This window comes from Catenuloplanes japonicus (assembly GCF_000717135.1).
Taxonomy (GTDB): Bacteria; Actinomycetota; Actinomycetes; order Mycobacteriales; family Micromonosporaceae; genus Catenuloplanes; species Catenuloplanes japonicus.
This window is the reverse complement of record NZ_JNXY01000001.1, coordinates 502,298-522,242: the sequence shown is the minus strand read 5'-3', so window position 1 is coordinate 522,242 and position 19,945 is coordinate 502,298. Positions and strand designations below refer to the sequence as shown.

The 19,945-nt window shown below is 73.0% G+C and carries 22 protein-coding genes; 10 read left to right on the top strand and 12 right to left on the bottom strand.

The features are described from left to right. Positions 1–11: 11 nt before the first annotated feature. Positions 12–506, bottom strand: coding sequence for a MarR family winged helix-turn-helix transcriptional regulator (locus OP04_RS02440; RefSeq protein WP_033338055.1), 495 nt, complete (start codon positions 504–506; stop codon positions 12–14). Positions 507–587: 81 nt separating this feature from the next. Between OP04_RS02440 and OP04_RS02435 the strand changes: the two genes are divergently transcribed. After that, on the top strand, positions 588–1,094 hold the full coding sequence (locus OP04_RS02435; RefSeq protein WP_033337700.1) for a cupin domain-containing protein: 507 nt from the start codon (positions 588–590) through the stop codon (positions 1,092–1,094). Positions 1,095–1,297: 203 nt separating this feature from the next. Here the strand turns inward: OP04_RS02435 and OP04_RS02430 are convergent, their stop codons facing one another. The 3 genes from OP04_RS02430 to OP04_RS02420 form a co-directional block, all read right to left on the bottom strand. Continuing rightward, positions 1,298–1,831, bottom strand: a complete 534-nt coding sequence (locus OP04_RS02430) for a TrmH family RNA methyltransferase (RefSeq protein WP_033337699.1) — start codon at positions 1,829–1,831, stop codon at positions 1,298–1,300. A 193-nt stretch (positions 1,832–2,024) separates the two neighbouring features. After that, positions 2,025–2,513 (bottom strand): DUF7919 family protein, encoded by a 489-nt coding sequence (locus OP04_RS49060; protein WP_051796964.1) that lies wholly within the window; start codon positions 2,511–2,513, stop codon positions 2,025–2,027. Next, positions 2,510–3,097: a TetR/AcrR family transcriptional regulator gene (locus tag OP04_RS02420; protein WP_085066150.1), complete on the bottom strand. Its 588-nt coding sequence runs from the start codon at positions 3,095–3,097 to the stop codon at positions 2,510–2,512. Before OP04_RS02420 ends, OP04_RS49060 begins: the two co-directional genes overlap by 4 nt. Positions 3,098–3,202: 105 nt before the next feature. Here OP04_RS02420 and OP04_RS02415 point away from each other — a divergent pair, with 105 nt between their 5' ends. Beyond that, positions 3,203–3,886, top strand: a complete 684-nt coding sequence (locus tag OP04_RS02415) for an SDR family NAD(P)-dependent oxidoreductase (RefSeq protein ID WP_033337698.1) — start codon at positions 3,203–3,205, stop codon at positions 3,884–3,886. A 49-nt stretch (positions 3,887–3,935) separates the two neighbouring features. On the opposite strand, the gene OP04_RS02410 is transcribed toward OP04_RS02415, so the two are convergent. After that, a complete protein-coding gene (locus tag OP04_RS02410) occupies positions 3,936–5,369 on the bottom strand; it encodes a glycoside hydrolase family 76 protein (RefSeq protein ID WP_232323435.1) in 1,434 nt (477 codons plus the stop codon). Positions 5,370–5,479: 110 nt separating this feature from the next. Further along, entirely contained in the window at positions 5,480–6,283 is an 804-nt protein-coding gene (locus OP04_RS02405; RefSeq protein WP_033338051.1) for an SDR family NAD(P)-dependent oxidoreductase, read from the bottom strand. 63 nt (positions 6,284–6,346) lie between these two features. Here OP04_RS02405 and OP04_RS02400 point away from each other — a divergent pair, with 63 nt between their 5' ends. Together OP04_RS02400 and OP04_RS02395 are read left to right on the top strand one after the other, a co-directional pair. Continuing rightward, positions 6,347–6,919 (top strand): TetR family transcriptional regulator, encoded by a 573-nt coding sequence (locus OP04_RS02400; RefSeq protein WP_033337697.1) that lies wholly within the window; start codon positions 6,347–6,349, stop codon positions 6,917–6,919. Positions 6,920–6,935: 16 nt separating this feature from the next. After that, positions 6,936–9,053, top strand: coding sequence for a DUF4132 domain-containing protein (locus OP04_RS02395; RefSeq protein WP_033337696.1), 2,118 nt, complete (start codon positions 6,936–6,938; stop codon positions 9,051–9,053). Here OP04_RS02395 and OP04_RS02390 read toward each other — a convergent pair. Together OP04_RS02390 and OP04_RS02385 are read right to left on the bottom strand one after the other, a co-directional pair. Continuing rightward, positions 9,034–9,624 (bottom strand): TetR/AcrR family transcriptional regulator, encoded by a 591-nt coding sequence (locus OP04_RS02390; RefSeq protein WP_033337695.1) that lies wholly within the window; start codon positions 9,622–9,624, stop codon positions 9,034–9,036. The two genes, OP04_RS02395 and OP04_RS02390, sit on opposite strands and share 20 nt — an antisense overlap. A gap of 4 nt (positions 9,625–9,628) precedes the next feature. Then, entirely contained in the window at positions 9,629–11,095 is a 1,467-nt protein-coding gene (locus OP04_RS02385; RefSeq protein WP_051797050.1) for an MFS transporter, read from the bottom strand. Between the two features lie 190 nt (positions 11,096–11,285). On the opposite strand from OP04_RS02385, the gene OP04_RS48330 reads away from it, so the two are divergent. Then, complete coding sequence (locus OP04_RS48330; RefSeq protein WP_198153660.1) at positions 11,286–14,168, top strand: AfsR/SARP family transcriptional regulator; 2,883 nt, start codon at positions 11,286–11,288, stop codon at positions 14,166–14,168. Positions 14,169–14,174: 6 nt separating this feature from the next. Next, positions 14,175–14,837, top strand: a complete 663-nt coding sequence (locus tag OP04_RS02375) for a hypothetical protein (RefSeq protein ID WP_033337694.1) — start codon at positions 14,175–14,177, stop codon at positions 14,835–14,837. 65 nt (positions 14,838–14,902) lie between these two features. On the opposite strand, the gene OP04_RS02370 is transcribed toward OP04_RS02375, so the two are convergent. Then, positions 14,903–15,427, bottom strand: coding sequence for a TetR/AcrR family transcriptional regulator (locus OP04_RS02370; protein ID WP_051796963.1), 525 nt, complete (start codon positions 15,425–15,427; stop codon positions 14,903–14,905). On the opposite strand from OP04_RS02370, the gene OP04_RS51355 reads away from it, so the two are divergent. Further along, positions 15,414–15,578, top strand: a complete 165-nt coding sequence (locus tag OP04_RS51355) for an SDR family oxidoreductase (RefSeq protein ID WP_085066147.1) — start codon at positions 15,414–15,416, stop codon at positions 15,576–15,578. The two genes, OP04_RS02370 and OP04_RS51355, sit on opposite strands and share 14 nt — an antisense overlap. 17 nt (positions 15,579–15,595) lie before the next feature. Here the strand turns inward: OP04_RS51355 and OP04_RS49055 are convergent, their stop codons facing one another. Continuing rightward, the gene (locus OP04_RS49055) at positions 15,596–16,378 is read right to left on the bottom strand and encodes a class I SAM-dependent methyltransferase (protein ID WP_051796962.1); all 783 of its coding nucleotides are present in this window, start codon (positions 16,376–16,378) and stop codon (positions 15,596–15,598) included. Between the two features lie 57 nt (positions 16,379–16,435). On the opposite strand from OP04_RS49055, the gene OP04_RS02360 reads away from it, so the two are divergent. Together OP04_RS02360 and OP04_RS02355 are read left to right on the top strand one after the other, a co-directional pair. Beyond that, the gene (locus OP04_RS02360; protein ID WP_033337693.1) at positions 16,436–17,260 is read left to right on the top strand and encodes a metallophosphoesterase family protein; all 825 of its coding nucleotides are present in this window, start codon (positions 16,436–16,438) and stop codon (positions 17,258–17,260) included. After that, positions 17,257–17,880: a 4'-phosphopantetheinyl transferase family protein gene (locus OP04_RS02355; protein WP_033338046.1), complete on the top strand. Its 624-nt coding sequence runs from the start codon at positions 17,257–17,259 to the stop codon at positions 17,878–17,880. The genes OP04_RS02360 and OP04_RS02355 overlap by 4 nt, the downstream gene beginning before the upstream one ends. A gap of 99 nt (positions 17,881–17,979) precedes the next feature. Here OP04_RS02355 and OP04_RS02350 read toward each other — a convergent pair whose 3' ends face one another. Continuing rightward, positions 17,980–18,552 (bottom strand): TetR/AcrR family transcriptional regulator, encoded by a 573-nt coding sequence (locus tag OP04_RS02350; protein ID WP_033337692.1) that lies wholly within the window; start codon positions 18,550–18,552, stop codon positions 17,980–17,982. 89 nt (positions 18,553–18,641) lie between these two features. Here OP04_RS02350 and OP04_RS02345 point away from each other — a divergent pair, with 89 nt between their 5' ends. Next, a complete protein-coding gene (locus OP04_RS02345) occupies positions 18,642–19,001 on the top strand; it encodes a DUF4267 domain-containing protein (RefSeq protein WP_232323464.1) in 360 nt (119 codons plus the stop codon). 37 nt (positions 19,002–19,038) lie between these two features. Here the strand turns inward: OP04_RS02345 and OP04_RS52870 are convergent, their stop codons facing one another. After that, positions 19,039–19,887: a hypothetical protein gene (locus tag OP04_RS52870; protein WP_157239139.1), complete on the bottom strand. Its 849-nt coding sequence runs from the start codon at positions 19,885–19,887 to the stop codon at positions 19,039–19,041. Positions 19,888–19,945: the final 58 nt, after the last annotated feature.

Here is a 19,945-nt window from a genome sequence, read left to right as displayed (position 1 = left end):
AGACGCCCCGCTCATCGGCGGCGGCGCTGGCGGCCGCCGGCGCTGCGGGGGGAGCCGGCGTCGACGATGGCGTTGAGGGCGGCGGCGAGGGCGGGGAGGTCGAGGCCGCCGAGGTGGTCGATGACGACGCGGCGGACGCTGGCCAGGTGGCCGGGCCAGGCCTCCTGGAGGCGGGCGAGGCCGACGTCGGTGAGGACCGCGCGCTGGCCGCGGCCGTCGGTCTCGGCGCGGACCCGGGTGACCATGTCCTCGCGTTCGAGGCGGTCGACCAGGCGGGTGAGGCCGCTGAAGCTGATCAGCGTGCTGTCCGCGAGTTCGGACATGCGCAGTGAGCGGTCCGGCGCCTCGGAGAGCTGCATCAGCACCATGTACTCGCTGAGCGTGAGGTTGGTGAGGCTCAGCAGGTCGGCGTCGATGATGCGCGGCAGGAACGTGACGACGCGGGCTATGGCACGCCACGCCACTTCCTCGTCGGCGTTGAGCGGCTCCACGGGCTGGTCGTTCACGCTGCGCACGCTACCAATCGCGGACGGGCATCGCGTACCCACGGCTGGTGTCTCTTGTTTGTTTGTGCAAACATGCATCACATGAGCTTCTCTGTGAGCAATGTGGATGTCCCGCGCAGCGCTGGTGGCGTGTTGCACGTGCCGCCGTCGGAGGGCCTGACCAAGTGGGTGTCCGGCGACATCTACTCGATCAAGGCGACGCGGCACCAGACGAACGGGTCGTTCGCGTTCATCGATGCGATCGTGCCGCCGGGCGGCGGGCCGATCGCGCACGCGCACACCGACGAGGACGAGGCGTTCTTCCTGATCGACGGCGAGCTGGAGTTCCTGGACGGCGACCGCACGTTCGTCGCGGAGCAGGGCTCGTTCCTGTTCATCCCGCGCGGCAGCCGGCACCGTTTCAAGAACATCGGCGACACGGACGTGCGCACGCTGTTCATGTTCACGCCCGGCGGCCCGGAGGATCTGTTCGTCGAGGGCGGCGACGAGCCTGTGCCCGGCGGGAAGCCCGTCGTGTGGGACATGGACAAGGTCATGTCGCTGGCCGACATCGTGCAGCGCACCAAGCTGCAGGTCCTGCCGGAGTAGATCCACCGCGGGCCGGAGCCGGGTCCGGTTCCGGCCCGCCACCATGGTCCGCGCGGCCGGGATCTGAACCCAGCCCGGCCGGCGTCCACCGTCACCCGGGTGGCGATCGTGGCCGCGCCGATCCCGCTGGTCCCCACGCCGATCCAGGCCCGGACGGACGGACGCCACCGTAACACCGCGGTCCTCGATCGGATCACGGCCGGTCAGAGCAGGCCCGCGAGCTTGTAGAGGACCAGCGAGCCCGCTACGGCGACATTGAGACTGGAGCCGGTCCCGATCATGGGGATCTCGACGGCCGCGTCGAGCAGGTCGAGCGCCTCCGGCGGGATGCCCGTGGCCTCGTGCCCGAGCACCATGATCGTCCGGCGGCGGGCCGCGGGCAGGTCGGCGAGGCGGAGCGCCTCGTCGGCGAGTTCGACGCCGAGGATCGCGGCGCCGGCCTGGCGTTCGGCGGTCAGCCACCGGAGCGGGCTGCTGATCCGGTGGACGCAGGCGGGCTTGCGGAGCGTGTTGCCGCGGGCGATCGCCTCGTCGACCCAGCCGAACGGTGGCACCGCGAGACAGGCCCCGACCGCATCGCAGGTGCGCAGCAGCGTGCCGAGATTGGCGCCGTGCATCGGCCAGAGCGGTGCGGCGACCAGGTGTCCCCAGCACTGGTGCGGTCGTGGCCGTCGAGCGGTCCGGATCTCGCGCGGGGTCCGGACCCGGATCGCGGCCTTCACCGCACGGGACAGCATTCGACGTTCATGTGGGACGTGCTTCGCGGCGCACGCGGGCCATCGACAGCCGGGGCGGATTCGCCGACAGGCTATCGCGCCGCGCGCTCCCACGGCCACCGGAAATCGGCCACCGGAAGACGCGGGCGGCGTGTCCGGCACCAGGACCGCCACCCGCGGCCACCGGAAGACCGAGGACCGGAACCGGACAGCCTCACTCGAAGCTGACGCGGTCCGCGTCCTCCGGGATCCACGGGCCGGGTGCGGTGAGCCAGCTCCGGTCGTACCCCCTGATGGCTCTGATGAATTCGCCCGGCGGGCGGTAACCGTGGGCGGTGACGTAGTGCCAGATCAGGCTGGGTGCGGCGAACATCGTGCCGGCCTCGGCCGGGACCCTGATCTCACCGTGTCCGAGCGTCAGCGGTCCGCTCGCGTGGTCCACCGTGATCATCCCGGCCGCGCGAGGGCAGTACGTGCACTCGTGGAAGCCGCGCATCCCGTTGATCGCCGGTCCGGCGATGACGTCGAGCAGCGCGTCCGGCAGCCATGACGGCGTCGGCCCGATGTCGAAGGCCGCGGGCGCGTCGAGCCAGCCGACGTTGAGCCGCGCAGATTTCGGCCGGTAGTCGATGAACTCGCGGTCGGTCTCGATGATCTCGCGTGGGTAGTACGTGTACGGGCTGAGATCCGCGAAGTACGTCATGCCGGGATCAGCACCCGCAGCGCGACGTCGATCGAGGCGTGGAGTTCCGCGCGGGTGGCACCGGCGGCGGCGTGGACGGCGTGCCCCTCGCTGAGCGCCATGACGAAGCGGGCCAGCGCGCGCGGGTCCACACCGGACGGCAGGTCGGTCGCGCGGGTCAGCCGGTCGGCGAGCGCAGCCTCGGTGTCGGCCCGGCCGGTGGCGAGCACCTCGGAGACGTGCGCGTTCTCCGGCGAGCAGGCCAGCCCGCCCTGGACGGAGAGGCACCCGGCCGGGTGGTCGTCGACGGCGGTCAACCCGTCCGCGCTGGAGCGCAGGAACGCCTCGATCGCCTCCCGCGTGCCGGGCCGGTCGAGTGCGGCGCGCGCGACGGAGACCTGACGGTCGTGGTAGCGGCCGAACGCGCGCGCGAACAGTTCCTGTTTGCTGCCGAACGTGGCGTACAGGCTGGGGCGGTTGATGCCCATGGCGCCGGTGAGCGCGCTCAGCGACGCGCCCTCGTAGCCGTGCCGCCAGAAGACCTCGGCCGCCCGGTCGAGGACGGCCTCCTCGTCGAACGCGCGCGGTCGCCCGATTGTGCTCATGATCCCCACTCTACCGCTCGGTACAAATAGTGACCCGCGCCACCAACCGTTCGGTACAAAACTTGCTATGGTCGTCCGCAACCGTTCGGTACAAAAGGAGCACGCATGACCGTCACACTGATCACCGGCGCGAACAAGGGCCTCGGCCACGAGACCGCCCGCCAGCTGAAAGCGCTGGGCCACACCGTCTACCTGGGCGCCCGGGACACGGACAGGGGCGAGAAGGCCGCGGCCGAGCTCGGCGCGCGGTTCGTGCGGCTGGACGTGACCGACGACGCCACCGTGGAGGCGGCGCTGGCGACGATCGAGGCGGCCGAGGGGCGGCTCGACCTGCTGGTCAACAACGCGGGCATCCTCGGGGACGGACCGGTCGACGGGCCGAAGGCGCTGACCGTGTTCGACACGAACGTGGTGGGCGTGGTCCGGGTGACCGAGGCGGCGCTGCCGCTGCTGCGCAGGTCCGCGAGCCCGCACGTGGTCACGGTGTCGAGCAGCCTGGGCTCGTTCTGGGTGGTGAACAATCCGGAGCGGCCGGAGTTCGGGATGCCGTTGCCGCTCTACGCGGCGTCGAAGGCCGCGGCCACGATGCTGACGGTGCAGTACGCGAAGGCGTACCCGGAGATCAGGTTCAGCGCGCTCGAGCCCGGCACGGCCGCCACCGACTTCAACGCGCACTACGGGATCGGGCGGGACCGCGCGGAGAGCGCCGCGGTCATCGTGGCGCTGGCGACCGGCGAGGGCAAGGACACCGGCACGCTGCAGGACGAGTTCGGCACCCTGCCCTGGTGAGTGAGACTCACGGGCCGCCGGGACGGTGCGGCCCGTGAGGTCACGTCTTCTACACGGTGTTGAGCAGGTCCAGCGCGCTGTGCTGGCAACCGTGGTTGGTGTCGATGAACGGGCCGGCCCAGTGCGATCCGTACGCGTCGTAGCTGTTCCGGTTGTTCGCGTAGATCGTGTCCGCGTTGCGGCGCAGCCAGGGTGCGTAGGCGCCGCCGGTCGCGCGGTCCAGCACGCCCAGGCCGCGGGCGAACGCGCCCTTCCAGGACGGCTGGTCGCCGGTGCAGTTGTCCTGCTCGCCGGGCTCGCGGAGGATGCCGTTCTGGGTGAGCCGGCCGGACACGGTGACCGCGTCCGCGAGGCGGCGGGCGGTGGCCAGCGCGTCCGCGCTGCCGTTGACCTTGTTGAGCTGCACCAGCGCGTCGATGAGCACGCCCTGGTTGTAGGTCAGCGGCCCGCTGGCGCCGCGGCAGGTGTTCAGGTCGATGCCGTCGATGACCAGGTTGTCGCCGTTGATCATGCCGGTGTTCTTGAACCAGGCCCAGCCGGTCTCGGCCCGCGTCCGATAGGCCGCGCCCTGGTTACGCCGCGCGAGCGCGGCGTTGAGCTGGATGTAGAGGCTGTTCGCGATCGCGGCCTTGTACTGCCGGGCGTTGCTCCACCACACGCCGCCACCACAGACGTTGTCCCAATAATTGTGCATATGGTCGGCGTCGGCCCGTGCGGTGTTCAGGTAGCGCACGTCGCCGGTCAGGTCGTAGGCGGCGACCCAGGCCAGGCCCCACCAGCCGGTGTCGTCGATGTACTCGTTGCGGAACTGGCCCTGCGCCGCGTTGATCTGCCGGTCGTAGGTGTTCGCGATCGCGTACCGGTAGCTGCCCATGCCGGAGACCCGCGCGTTCTCGATCAGCGCGGACATCGCGTTCGCGCTGGTCCACCACGCGTTGCCGTCGAACAGGCCGGTGTTCTGGTCGTAGCGCATCATCAGCGCGGTCGCGGCCGCCCGCTTGCGGTCCCCGGCGTTCCACGTGCTGCGCGCCCACGGCGTGCAGACCACGTCGGGGCGGTCACCGGCCTTGCCGCAGGCGCGCAGCACGCCGACGCCGCGCGCGTTCCAGTCGTCGACGTTGAACATCGCGGTCCGCCAGCCGCGCTGGCCGGACGGGATCGCGGTCCGGCCCTCCAGCGTCCAGGTCCGGCCGCCGTCGAAGGACCGGTCGATCCAGGTCTCGTCGCCGGGTGAGCCGTTCTCGATCGAGGCCCACATCATGGTGTCGGTGTCGCTGACGTGGGTGCGGACCGTGCGGCCGAACAGCGTGCCGCTGCCCGGCGTCCGGTCGCCCGCGGCCTGGGCCGGGTCCCGGCCGTCGCAGTGGATGTTGCAGATGACGGCCGCGGCGTCCACGGTCGCGGCGGCGCTGATCTGCGTCTGCGCCACCACCCCGCCCGCGGCCGCCACAAGCACGAGTGCCCCGACGATGCTGCGTCTCACAGGCGGCCTCCCACGTCGTATCGACCACGATCAGGCGCCGATCATGCCCTACATCGGGCCAAATGCGACACCGGGATAGGTCGAATTAGGCTTCATTTAGGGAATTTCACTCACCCTCTGGCGCGCAAGGTGTTGGCCGCCGCGAGCGTGACGCCGAGCCGCCGGGTGACCAGCCGGCCGGCCAGGGTGAGCGCGTGGTTGGCCCGGCCGGAGACCGTGCTCGGCGGCGGGTCGCGGCGGTCCAGCACCTTCAGCGCCGCGGTCACGGCCTGCGCCGGTGTCTGGTAAGCAGAGCCGCCGGTCGCGTCCGTGGTGCCGACGACCTCGAAGAACTCGGTGCGGGTCACGCCGGGCGCGAACGCGAGCACGCGCAGCCCGGTGCCACGCGACTCCGCCCACAGCGCCTCGGTCAGGCTGAGCACGAACGCCTTCGTCGCGGAGTAGGCGGCCTGGTTCGGCACCGGCGCGTAGGCGGCCACGCTGGTCACGTTCAGCAGGTAGCCGTGGCCGTGCGCGCGCAGCCGGTTGATGAACGCGCGGCTGACGTCCGCGACCGCGGTGACGTCGACCGCGATCATGTGCCGCAGCCGCTCCGGATCCTCGTCGTGGAAGCGCCCCCACGAGCCGTGCCCGGCGTTGTTGATCACGGCGGTGACGTCGATGCCGCGCCGTTCCAGCTCCGCCGCCAGTCCCGCGCCCGGCGCCTCAGAGCTCAGATCGAAGGGCAGTGCCGTCACGGGTACGCCGTGCGCCTGCTCCAGCTCGGCCGCGAGCGCGGTCAGCCGGTCGGCGCGGCGGGCGACCAGCACCAGCGCGGATCCCCGGCCGGCAAGCCGGCGGGCGAACTCCGCGCCGATCCCGGAGCTGGCGCCGGTGATCAGGACGGTCTGCTTGTCATGTGCGAGCGGTTCCATGAGCGCACCGTACGCCAAGTTGGCAGTGACTGCCAAGATGGCGGAACCTGATAACATCGCGGCATGGGCATCCGGGAGCGCAACCGCCGCGCGGTCGAGCAGGAGATCAGCGAGGCGGCCATGCGGCTCTTCGTGGCACAGGGCTTCGACGCCACCACCACGGACGAGATCGCGCACGCCGCCGGCGTCTCCCCGCGCTCGCTGTTCCGCTACGTCGGCACGAAGGAGGACATCGTCCTCGGCGACCTGCGCGACGCCGGGCAGCGGGTGCTGGCCGCGTTGCAGGCCCGCCCGCCCGAGGAGGGCCCGTGGGAGGCGCTGCGGGCCGCGCTCGCGGTGCTGGAGGACAACCCGCCGGACCGCGCGCTCGCCATCACCGAGATGTTCCTGCGCACGCCGTCGCTGCGCGCCCGCCGCCTGGAGAAACGCCTCGCCTGGCTGGACCTGCTGGTCCCCGAGGTCACCCGCCGGCTGGGCCGCGCGCCCGGCGACGTGCCCGACCCGGCCGCGCACGCGATCGTCTCCGCCGCACTGGCCTGCCTGGACACCGCGACCGAGGTCTGGGCGCGCCGCGGCGGCACCGGCGACGTGGTGCAGATCTTCGACGAGGCGCTGGCCGCGGTGCGCCGCGCCTGAGATAGCGTCTGCGGGCGTGTCCGACACTGTCCTCGCCTGGAACGCCGGTGAGCGCGAGCGCTGGGCCGCCCGCGCCGCCGTCGCCGATCACGGCCTCTACGAGCCGGAGTGGGAGAACGCGGCCGGGAGCGCGAGCAACTCGATCGGCCTGACCATGGAACAGACCGTGTGGCTGTTCCTGCGCGGCCCGAAAGACCTGGCCCGCCCGCTGTTCGGCTCGTGGAACGCGCTGCCCTACCGCGGTCGCCTCGACCTGGCGATGGCCACGGTGGCCCGGTTCGGGCTGGACGCGCTGCCGCTCGCGCTGTCCGCGGCCGGGTCGGAGGCGGACCGGCTCGGGCTGCTGCTGATGCCGTTCGCGGGCCCGGAGCCGGCCGCGCTGGCCGCGGGCTGGCTGGGCAACCTCGGGTCGAGCCGGCTGTGGGCGCGCACCTGGCTGACCAGGCACGAGACGGTCGCGATCCGGACGCTGACGCCGATCGCCGCGGGCAAGCCGAGCCGCGCCCGGCAGAACGCGGCGGACGCGCTCGAGTTCCTGCGGGTCAACACCCAGATCAAGAACACCCGGGGGTACGGGCCGGCGCCCGCCGCCACGAACGCGTCCCACGGGACCGCAGAGGACGGGACCGCGCCCGACCGGACCGCGGCGGGTGCGGGCACGCCGCGCACGGCGTCGGTTACCCGGCCGGGAAAGATGCCGCTCTGGGCCGTACCCGCGAAACTGCCTTTGATCGTGCTTGCGGGTGAGGATGCGGGAACGCTGTCCGCCGATTCCACCACCGAGCTCCTCGCCGCGCTGACCCGCGCGCGCCTGGCCGACCCGCCGGAGCCCCCGCCCGGCTCCTACCACCCGGTCCAGGCCGTCGAGTCGTCCTCCGCCGCGCAGCCGCTGGTCGTGGTGGATCCGCCCGCGTTCCTGGCGGACTGCGACCCGGCGAGCGTGGCCGCGTTCGGGCGGGCGCTGCTGGAGGCCTGGCTGGACGACGAGATGCCGGCCGGGCACGCATGGGCGCTGCTGGCCCAGGCCTGCCTGGGTGACGATGCCACGGCGGACCGGCTGGCCCCGCTGATCCGGAGCTGGCCGAGCCGCAGCCGGTACGCGCGCGCCGTCGAGGGCTTCGCGGTGCTGGCCACGATCGGCTCGGACGCGGCGCTGCGCCGGCTGCACGAGATCGAGCTCGGCATGTCCGGCGGGCCGACCAACGACCGGGCCACCACCTACTTCACCCAGGCCGCGGCCGTGCGCGGGCTGACCGCGCCGGAGCTGGAGGACCGGCTCGGGCCGACGTTCGGGCTGGACGCCGGCGTCACGCTGGACTACGGGCCGCGCACGTTCACGGCGTGGGCGGACGGCACGCTGACGCTCTACGTGACCGATCCGACCGGCCGTCGTCTCCGCCGGCCGCCGAAACCCGGGGTCCGCGACGCGCCGGACGGGCTGCAACGCTTCACCCAGCTCCGCAAGGAGCTGCGTGCCGAGGTGTCGGCGCAGACCGCGCGCCTGGAACGGGACATGCTCACCGGGCGGCGGCGCACGGCCGGGCATCTGCGCGGCCACGTGCTCCCGCACCCGGTGCTCGGCCCGATCGCCCGCCGTCTGCTGTGGATCGCGGACGGCACGGCGCTGCGGATCGCGGAGGACGGCACGTTCGCGGACATCCACGACCATACGGTCACGCTCACGGACGGCACACCGGTCCGGCTCGCCCACCCGGTGCTGGTCGGCGCGGACCTGGGTGCGTGGGAGACGACGTTCCTCGACTACGAGATCATGCAGCCGTTCCCGCAGCTGCACCGGCCGGTCGCGGCCCCGGCCGAGGTCACGGGGCGCGCGCTGCCCGCGGACCGGATCATCGGCCTGGAACGGTTCGGCTGGCACCGGCGCGGCGGCGGGCACCACCAGTTCTCCCGGCTCGTGCACCAGCTGCCGGACGGTCTGGCGCTGGTCGCCGACGTGAGTCCGGGTTTCCCGGTCACGGTCATGCCGACCACGCCGGACCAGACGATCACGGAGCTGTGGGTGGACCGGGCGTTCTCCGACAACTGGCCGACCGCGCGCCGGATCCCGTTCGCCGAGGCGGACCCGGTGACGCTGTCCGAGGCGCTGTGCGCGCTCAGGGACGTGCTGTCGTAGGCCAGTCCGCGTTCTCCCACAGCTCCGGCTGCCGGGTGAGGTGGATCAGGCGCTCGACCAGGCGCCGGTGGGCCGCGGTCTGCGCGGAGCCGCCCCACATCGGCGCGCTGCCCATGCCGTCCGCCGCGGCCACGACCAGCGCCAGCACGTCCGGCGGGAGCCCGTCCGCAGCCAGCTCCGCCTCGACCCGGGCCGCGTCCGCCCTGGCCAGCTCCGCGACCGCGGGCACGGTCATCAGCAGCGTGATCAGCGCCAGCGCGGCCACGTCGTCGCCGATCGGGGTCACCACCGCGCGCAGGTAGGCGCGGGTCAGCCGGCCGGGCGCGGTGTCGGCCGGGTCCAGCGCGGCGTCGATGCCGGCCTGGAACCTGGCCAGCTGGTCGCGGGCCAGCTCCTGGATCAGCTGGTCCTTGCTGGCGAAGTGGTAGATCAGGCCGCCCTTGGAGACGCCGGCGAAACGGGCGATCTCGTCCAGCGACGCGTGGATGCCCCGCGACCTGATCGCCTCGCCGGCTGCGGTCAGCAGCGCCCGCCTGGTGTCCTCCGGTGACCGGCCTGCCGTTCGTCCCACGCCATCAACCTACCGTCGACGGGATCGGGGCCCGCTTCGACGGGATCACGGCCCACGCCAGCACCGCGGCGGCGACCGCCAGCGCGGCCGCGACCAGCGAGGTCGTCTGCATGCCGTAGATGAACGCGTCCTTCGCGACCTGCGCATCCTCCGGGCCGAGCACCTGCAGCGCGGAGCCGAGCGAGTCACGCACCCGTGCCTCGTCCTGCCCCGGCGGTACCACCACGTTCGCCCGGTAGACATAGGACAGCAGCGAGCCGAGCACCGCGATGCCGAGCACCACGCCCAGCTCGTTGGCGGTCTCGGTGATCGCGGAGACGGAGCCGGCCTTGCGTGGCGGCGCGGCCGAGATGATCGCGTCGCCGGTCAGCGTCATCGCCAGGCCGATGCCGAGCCCGATCGGGACCAGGCCCAGCAGCAGCCAGGCGAACGGCCCGGTCGCGGCCGCGGCCACGATCGCCAGCCCGGCACCGGCCAGCGCGAGGCCGAGCGCGATCGCCCGCCCGTGCCCGAGCCGGGACGCGGTCACGCCGATGATCGCGACCACCACGATCGAGGCCAGCGTGGCGGGCAGCTCCGCGAGGCCGGCCCGCAGCGGGCTGTGGCCGCGCGCGAACTGCAGGTACTGCGAGAAGAAGAACAGCAGGCCGGTCAGCGCGAAGATGGCGATCACGTTCGCCGCGACCGCGCCGGAGAACGCGGGGCTGCGGAACAGGTCGACGTCGAGCATCGGGTTCGTGATCATCTTCTGCCTCCTCACGAACAGGACGCCGCTGACCAGGCCGATCGTGATGCCGGCGGCCAGCGCCCCGTCGAACGCCATGTGCTTGATCGCGAAGACCAGCGGCACGACGGTCGCCATCGACAGCACGGCGGAGAGCACGTCGAACCGGCCCGGCTCCGGGTCGCGCGACTCCGGCAGCAGCAGGAAACCCGAGACCAGGACCAGGACCATCACGGGTACGTTGATCAGGAACACCGACCCCCACCAGTAGTGCTCCAGCAGGAAGCCGCCGACCAGCGGACCGATCGCCGAGCCCGCGCCGAACGCGGTGGACCAGATCGCAATCGCCCGCGTCCGCTCCGCCGCGTCCGGGAAGATGTTCCGGATCAGCGACAGCGTGGACGGCATCAGCGTCGCACCGGCCACGCCCAGCAGCAGCCGCGCCGCGATCAGCGCCTCCGCCCCGGTGGAGAACGCGGCCACCAGCGACGCCCCGCCGAACGCGACCGCGCCGATCAGCAGCACCCGCTTGCGCCCGAACCGGTCCGCCAGGTTGCCCATCAGCACCAGCAGCCCGGCCAGCGCCAGCGAGTAGACGTCGCCGATCCAGAGGATCTGCTCCGCGGTCGGCGCCAGGCTCCGGGTCAGCGCCGGCACGGCCAGCGCCAGCACGGTCCCGTCGATGGCCAGCAGCAGCACGACCGCGGCCAGCACCGCGAGCGCGGCCCAGCGCCGTGTCTTCGTCATGATCACCGGTGAAACTTTACCGACTGGTCGGTGCAGTTTCCAGGGTGATCTGCGGCTCAACACGGTGAGGGCCGCCCCGGGCTCCCCCGTGACGCCCGGGGCGGACCTCCACCCTCGCACGGCCACCTCATCCGGGACCTCAGCGCGTACCTTGATGCTCACCGCGGCCGCGGCCGATACGCTGCCGGTCGTGGAGTTCCGGGTACTGGGACCGGTCGCGCTGCGCGTCGGCGGCCGGGAGGTCGATCTCGGGCCGTCCGTGCAGCGACGGCTCGCCGCGACACTGCTGCTCGCCGAGGGCCGCCCACTGTCGACGGACGTGCTGATCGCGCGCCTCTGGGACGACCGCCCACCGGCACGTGCCCGCGACCTGCTCTACACCTACATCTCCCGGCTGCGCGCCGCGTTCCGCCCGCTCGGCACGCTCACGCTCGACCGCGACCCGCACGGCTACCGCATCACCGTCCCCCGCGAGACCGTCGACGCCCACAGATTCAAGGACCTCAGCGGGTACGCCCAGGGCCGCGCCGGCAGCCTCGACGAGCGCGTCCGCGCCGCCCGCGACGCGCTGGCGCTGTGGCGCGGCCGCCCGCTCGACGGCCTCGGCGGCGACTGGGCCGAACGCACCCGCCGCCAGCTCGACCGCCTGCACCACGGCACGCTCGTCACCTGCTACGACCTGGAACTTCAACGCGGCCGGCACCGGGAGATCTGCGACGAGCTGTCCGACCTCGCGGCCCGGCTGCCCACGTCCGAACCGATCCTCGGCCAGCTGATGACCGCGCTCTACCGATCCGGGCGCCGCGGCGAGGCGCTCGACGTCTACCGCGACGCCCGCCTCGCGCTCCTCGACGAACACGGGCTCGAACCGGGCCCCGAGCTGAACACGGTCGCCCAGGCCATCCTCCGCAACGACGGGGTGCTGCGGCAGCCACCGGTCACCACGCCCGCGCCCGGCCCGTCGGAGCTGCCGGCCGCGCCGGTCGCGTTCGTCGGGCGGGAGACCGAACTGTCCGCGCTCGACAAGGTCGCCGCCGGCGTCGCCACGATCACCGGACCGCCCGGCGTCGGCAAGACCGCGCTCGCGCTGCACTGGGCGTACGGGCTGCGCGACCGGTTCCCCGGCGGACGGCTCTACGTGGACCTGGGCGGATTCGGTTTCGGAGATCCGCTGGCACCCGCACACGTGCTCGAACGGCTGCTGCGATCACTCGGCGTCGAACCGGCCGCGATCCCGGCCACGGAGGAGGAACGCGCGGCGCTGTACCGGTCGCGGCTGTCGGCCGTACCCACGCTGGTCCTGCTCGACAACGCCGCCTCGTCACGCCAGGCCCGGCCGCTGCTGCCCGGCGCCGGGCAATCCGTCGCGCTCGTCACCAGCCGGCGCCGCCTGGACGGCCTCCAGGTCACCCACGCGCCGGTCGCCGTCGACCTGGGCCCGCTCAGCGCCACCGAGGCCGCCGACCTGATCGACCGCCTGCACCCCGCCGGCGAGGCCCGCGACGCGCTGGACCGGCTCGTCGCCCTCTGCGACCGGCTCCCGCTCGCGCTCCGGATCGCGGCCGCCCGGCTCGGCCGCGGCATCGGCGTGGCCCGGTTCGCCCGCGAGCTGGAGGACGAGGAGCAGCGGCTCGGGCGGCTCTCGCTGGAGGGCGGGGACGTGTCCGTCCGGGCCGCGGTGGCGGTCACGCTCGGCGCGCTCGATCCGGGCGTGCGGCGGGTGTTCCGGCTGATGGCGCTGCACCCCGGGCCGCGGCCGTCGCTCGGGGCGGTGTCCGCGCTGGCCGGGGCGGACGCGGCGGAGGCGGTGGCGGAGTTGATCGAGGTGCACCTGGCGTACCCGCTGGGCTCCGAGCACTGTGGACAGCACGACCTGGTGCGGCTGCTGGGCCGCGCGGAGGCCGCCGCCCTGGCCCCGGACGAGCGGGACGCGGCCGTGGTGCGGCTGCTGACCTGGTACCGCGACTCCGCGAACGCGGCCGACCGCGTGTTGCGCCCTCACGAGCGCCCAAACTTCCCCGACCCGGACCCGGCGCCCTCGCCGCCTTCGGGCTCCGCGCCCTCGCCGCCTTCGGGCTCCGCGGCCTTGCCGCCTTCGGGCTCGGCGCCCTTCTCGCCGCTCGGGTCGGCGGCCGTGCCGCCTTCCGGTGCGACGTCGTTCCCCGCCGCCGGTCCGATGCCTTTCGCGAACGCCGGTACAGCGCCTTTCGCGACCGCCGCCGAGGCGCTCGACTGGTTCGACCGGGAGGCCGACAACCTGGCCGCCACGGTCGCCGCCGCGGAGATTACCCACCCGCGGCCGGCGTGGCAGATCGCGGCCACGATGTACGGCTGGCTGGTCCGGCGCGGGCATCGCAGCAGGTGGATCGCGCTCTACACCACCGGCGCGCGTGCGGCCGCGCTCGCCGGGGACCCGGGCGGCGAGGCGATGCTGATGGGTCGCCTGGCCATGCCCTACAGCCTCACCGGCGACGTGGAGAACGCGGTCGCGGCCTGCCGGCGCGCGTTCGAGCTGCGCGACCGGCTGGGCGACGGCCTCGGCGCCGCCACCGCGCTGCTCAACCTGGCCGCCGTCTGCAACAACGCCGGCCGCCCGGCCGAGGCCATCCGCTGGCTGGACGAGGCCGCCCGCCGCCAGGCCACCCTCCCGGCCGCCGGCCACCTCGGCGCGCTGATCTCCTCCAACCTCGGCGAGGCCCACCAGGCCCTCGGCGACCTCCCGGCCGCGATCACGCACTACACGGCCGCGCTGGCCGCGACACGCCTGTCCTCCGGCGACCGGGACGTGGCCCAGGTGCTGCTCGGCCTGGCCGCGGTCCAGCGGCTCAGCGGCGCGTTCCCGCTCGCAGCCGCCCACGGCCGCGACGCCCTGAAGTCGGCCGCCGCCACCGGCGACGCGCTGCTCGCCGCGCAGGCCCACGAGGAGATCGGCCGTGCGCTGGCCTCGCTCGGCGACCTCACCGAGGCCCTCCCCCACCTGCGCAGGGCCGTCGACGGCTACGACGCCCACGGCCACCACGAGGCCGACGCCGTCCGCGCCCTCATCTCCCGCCTCGGATCCGGCGCTCCATAATGGCCTGTGCGCGATCTGATCGATGACGTCCCGGACGCCCTGACGTCGTTCCTGACCCGCTGGTACGGCCCTCCGGCGCGCACACCGGTCGACGACTCCGGCAGACACCACCTGCCGGCCGCGCTCCATGAGTGGTACCGAACCACTCGCCGGTGGCAGACGACGATGGTCCACGACCGGATCTTCCTCAAGCCCGAGCACCTCCGCGATCACGACGGACTGACACTTTTCATGATCGACAGCGAGGGTGACGGTCTGTGGGCCTTCGATCCGGCCGCCGACGGCAATCCGGTCTATCACCGAGATCCCGCCGCCGAGTCCTGGAGCCTCTGCGAGCTCACGCTCCGCAGGTTCCTCCTCCTGACCGTGGCCGCGGAGGTCGCACTGTACGGGACCTATGCCCGCTGCTCCTGGACAGCCTCGAAAGCGCAGGCCCAGCAGGTGACGACCACGATGGCCGAGGTGCCGCACCACCCCATGTCCTGGCCGACCCCGGGGGCCCGCCTGTACTGCGGACCGGAGACCTTGGCCGTCGTTGCCCCGAGCTGGAGCGACAAGCCGCTCATCCCGCGGACGTTCGCGCTCCTCCTGGCCGGTCGCCCCCGCTGGGCACTCGACGCCGCTGCCTTGCCGGACGGCGACGACTGGCTCCGACGTCCGCTCCCGTAGCTCGTTCACACCGCCTACCGCATCCTAGGAGGCTGGACTGATGGCCGCACGGGAGAGCGGCAGCTCTACAGAGGGATGTTGACCAGGACGGACAGGTCGTCGGCGGTGATCTCCTCCTCCAGGAAGACGGTGCGGTAGACGATGTAGCCCATCCAGGCGTGGGCGGTGGCGCGGATCGGGAAGCGGGTGGACAGCGCGCCGCGGGAGAGGATCTCGATCAGGCTCTCCTCCCAGGGGTGCAGGATGTCGCGCAGGTCGGCGCGGCCGGCCTCGCCGCGGGCGCTCATCGCGGCGGCGGTGACCGAGGCGTCGCCGTAGCGGGTGAGGACGTCGACGAGCGCGCACAGCTGGGTGAGGCAGTCCGTGACGACGGCCCCGGTGTCCGGAGTGGACGCCGGCGCGAGGCTGTCGCGCACCGCGTCCGTGACGACCGCGGCCTTGTCGGGCCACCACCGGTAGAGCGTCATCTTCGCGACGCCGGACCGCGCCGCGATCCTGTCCATCGTCACGTTGTGGTAGCCGATCTCGCGCATCGGCTCCTCGGCGGCGGCCAGCACGGAACGCCGGGAGACGCCGATGATGGGCGGCACGGACCGCGCGCCGCTCGTCGACGTCACGCCGCTCGGAAGGCTCGGACGGCCGGAGGAGATCGCGGCCGCGGTCGCGTTCCTGGCCGGCGACGAGGCGTCGTTCGTGACCGGCGCCGAACTGTACGTCGACGGCGGCTACCTCGCCCGCTGAAGCCACGGCCGCCACCCTCAACGAGGCCGCGGCCGCCGGGCGATGATCAGCACGTTGTGCGCGTCGAGCGCGCCCGCCACGGCGAGCGCGCTCAGGCACTCGTCGATGAACGCGTCCACGTCCTCCCCCAGCACCTCCGCCTGCGCCGCGAACGTCGCCGCCCGCAACGTCCGCCGCAGCCGGTCCGGATCCCCCTCGCCGAGGTCCGGCGCCACCCGCTCCACCGGCGCCACCTCCAGCCCGTCCGCGGCCAGCAGCGCCGAGACCTCGTCCGCCGGATGCTGGAACATCACGATCGGGGCGTTGCGCAGTCGGTCCCGCCAGGCCGGCCGGTCCGCGACCGCGCGCAGCGTGTCCCGCAGCGCAAAGCCGTCCGCACGCGGCTGCCCGGCGCTGTACTGCACGACCAGCGTCCCGCCCGGCGCCACCGCGCGGGCCATGATCCGCACCGGGTGGGTCGCGTCGTCCAGCCAGTGCAGCATCCACGACGAGTGCACCAGGTCGTACGCGCCCGCCGCCAGCGTCAGCACCCGGGCGTCCTGCGCCGAGACCGTGACCGGCAGCGCCGCGCACCGCGCCCGCGCGGCCTCCACCATGGACTCGCTGATGTCGCACGCGTCGACCGTGTGGCCACGCCGGGCCAGCGCCTCCGCGACCTCGCCGGAGCCGCAGCCCACGTCCGCCACCCGGCCCGCCCGGGGCAGCGCGATCGTCACCCGCGCCAGCGCCTTGAGCGCGGCACGGATCTGGGCGGTGTTGGCGCCGCGGTAGGGCTCCGCACGCCAGCGGTGCTCGGCCATGACGCCTACGGTCTCAGGTCCCCGCGTCCGCCGCTACCCCGGCTAGCATGGACCGCGATGAGTGAGCCGGGGTTGTACGCGGTCAGCGACCTGCACGTGTCCTATCCGGAGAACCGCGCGATCACCGAGGCGCTGCGGCCCGAGACCCCCGACGACTGGCTGATCGTGGCCGGCGACATCGCGGAGCAGGTCGTCGACATCCGGCGCACGCTCGCACAGCTCGCCGACCGGTGGGCGACCGTGGTCTGGGCGCCGGGCAACCACGAGCTGTGGACCGTGCGCGACGACGCCGTGCAGCTGCGCGGCGAGGAGCGCTACCAGCACCTGGTGTCGGTGGCCCGTGAGCTGGGCGTCCACACGCCGGAGGACCCGTACCCACGCTGGAATGACGCTGTGGTCGTCGCCCCGCTGTTCGTCGGCTACGACTACTCGTGGCGCGTGCCCGGCGTGACCACGAAGGAAGAGTCGCTGCGCCTCGCCGAGGAGGCGGGCGTCGTCTGCACGGACGAGTTCCTGCTGCATCCCGACCCGCACCCCGGACGCGACGCCTGGTGCCGCGCCCGCGCCGCCTACACGGAGGCGCGCCTGGCCGAGATCCCGCCCGGCCTGCCGATCGTCCCGGCCAACCACTATCCACTGGTACGCGAGCCGACCGCGATCCTCTGGGCCCAGGAATTCGCCCAGTGGTGCGGCACCGACCTCACCGCCGACTGGCACCGGCGCTTCAACGTCGCCGTCATGGTCTACGGCCACCTGCACATCCCGCGCACCACCTGGCACGACGGCGTCCGCTTCGAGGAGGTGTCGCTCGGCTACCCCCGCGAGTGGCGCCACCGCGGGACCGCGCCGTCCCCCGTCCGCCGCATCCTGCCCGCGGCATGATCGAACGGCTGTTGCCACCCGGCGTGACCTGGGCGGAGACGTTCACGGACCGCGAGTGTGCGCTCTTCCCCGCGGAGGAGGCCGCGATCGCCCAGGCCGTGGAGAAGCGCCGCCGCGAGTTCACCACCGGACGCTGGTGCGCCCGTCAGGCGCTGGCCGCGCTCGGCCTGCCCGCCACCCCGATCGTCCCCGGCGAACGCGGCGCTCCCGGATGGCCGCCCGGCGTGGCCGGCGCCATCACACACTGCCCCGGCTACCGTGCCGCCGCTGCCGGCCGTACCCCCGACGTGGTTTCGGTGGGCATCGACGCCGAGACCCACGCGCCGCTGCCCGACGGCGTGCTCGACCTGGTCAGCCTCCCCGCCGAACGCGCCTGGATCGCCACCGCACCCCCCGGCACCCACTGGGACCGCCTGCTGTTCAGCGCGAAGGAGTCCGTCTACAAGGCCTGGTTCCCGCTGGCCCGCCGCTGGCTCGGCTTCGAGGAGGCTGCCTTGACGTTCTCGCCGGACGGCCGTTTCTCGGCAGAAATTCTGGTCGACGGGCCGGTGTCGTCCTTCTCCGGCCGGTGGCTGACCGCTGACGGCCTGGTCCTGACGGCCGTCACCGTGCCCGCCTGACGTTCCTGTCTCACCCCAGAACCATGATCAAATTCAAGATCCCATTCGTTTTCCCCGGAAATCGCGGCTGCCGGTCGAGCGGTAGCCGCACCCTGGCGGCTAGGCGGTGAAGTGGTGGAGGAGGAGGGCCAGGCGGCGGGGGTGGGATTCGGGGCGGAGGCGGTGTTTGCGGGTGAGCGTGACCAGGCCGTGGAGGGCGGCCCAGAAGATCTCGGCGGTGAGGGCGGGGTCGTCGGTGCCGGCGAAGGGGTGGACGGCCTCGCGGAGTTCGGCGAAGCCGGCTTGGAGGGGGGCGGGGGTGTCCTCACTGGCGAAGGTCAGGTCGACGGCGTTGGTGAACATGGCCTCGTAGAGCATCGGGCGGGCCGCCGCGAACGAGGTGTAGGCCTCGGCCACGGCGGCCAGTGAGGCGCGCGGGTCGGGGGTGACGGTGCGGGCGGCGCGCATGCGGGCGGCCAGTTCGGCGAAGCCCTCGAGCGCGACCGCGGCCATGATGGCGTCCTTGCCCTTGAAGTGGCTGTAGAGGACCGGCTGGCTGTACTCGATGCGCTCGGCGAGGCGGCGGGTGGTGACCGCGTCCCAGCCCTCGGCCTCGGCCAGCTCCCGGGCGGCGGTGATGATGCGGCGCTCCCGCTCCGTACGTTCACGCTCGCGGCGCTCTCGAATCGGCATGACAGAAATGCTAGCAGCACTAGATCTCCTGTCGACGGCATGTTAGCGTCGCTCTATTATCTAGCACTGCTAGAAGGGAGTGTGTCGTGATGGGATTTGTCGCCTACGGGCTCGCTGTGCTGCTCAATCTCTTCATCATCGTCATCGGGGTGCGTTTTCTCCTGGTGCCGGAGGCCTCCGCGGCGGGGTACGGCGTTCCGGACCGGACCAGCGCCTATCGGGCGGTCAAGGGGGTGCGCGATCTCAGCTTCGGGCTGATCGGGCTGGCGCTGCTGGCGTTCGCCGGCGCGTGGGCGGCGGCGTGGTTCATGCTCGCGGCCGCGGTGGTGCCGTTCGGGGACACGGTGATCGTGCTGCGCAACGGCGGGAGCCGGGCGACCGCGTTCGGCATCCACTTCGCCACGGCGGCGGCGGTGCTGGTCAGCGCGGCGCTGCTGTTCGCGGCATGATCTGGACACGGGACTGCCGCACGCTGTGGACACCGGTTCACGGTGTGGTCACCGGACTGGCGGAGCGGGTCCGCGGGCGCGAGGCCGGTTGTGGGGCCGGGCCCGACCGCGGGCCTCGGAAGCGGCGGGACAGCGCCAGGACGGCGGATCCGGCCGTCGCGGCGAACGCGCCCGCGAGCAGGCCGAGCACGGCCGCTGCCCACGGGCTGGTGGCCAGGTCCGCGGTCAGGCCGGCGAGCGAGAAGCCGAAGACGGTGAGTCCGGCACGCAGGCCGGCGGCGGTCAGCATCGCGAGGGCGGGCAGCAGGACCGCGAGCGACAGCCCGAGCCCGGCGGCGGCGCGCAGCGGGCGCTGTGGGCCGGCGGGCGTGCGGTGAGCGGTGAGCAGGCCGGCGACGAGCAGGATTCCCACCGCGAGCAGAACGGCGACGAGCCTGAGCCGGGCGTCGATGGTGGACAGTGAGAGATCGGTGCCGGGAAAACGGGTCGCAAGGATGCCGCTGGTGCCGAGATGCCAGGACTCGCCGAGGCCGATGCCACCCAGCACGGACGCGACGTTGGGCCAGAGGAACAGCAGGCCGCCACCGAGACGGGACCCGCCAGGTGTGAACGGTCCGGTGATCAACGCGATGAGCGTGCCGACAACCGTGATCACGGCCGCGACGAGCCCGACGGAGGAGGCGGCGGCACGGGTGCCGATGCGCTGCGCGAGCGTGGTCGAGGACAGCAGAAGCAGCAGGATCAGGACCAGCGCGAACAGGAATGACCTGGTCACGGCGGTAGCGACGTCGGTCGAGAAGGTGATGCCGCCGGGCCCCGGCACCAGTCCGGTGAGCGTTCCATTGCCGAGGCCGGCCACGAACGCGATCGCGAAGATCCAGACCACAAGGGCAGCGAGGGTACGCCGTGCGAAGGCCGCCGGGCCGATCAACGCACCATCCGGT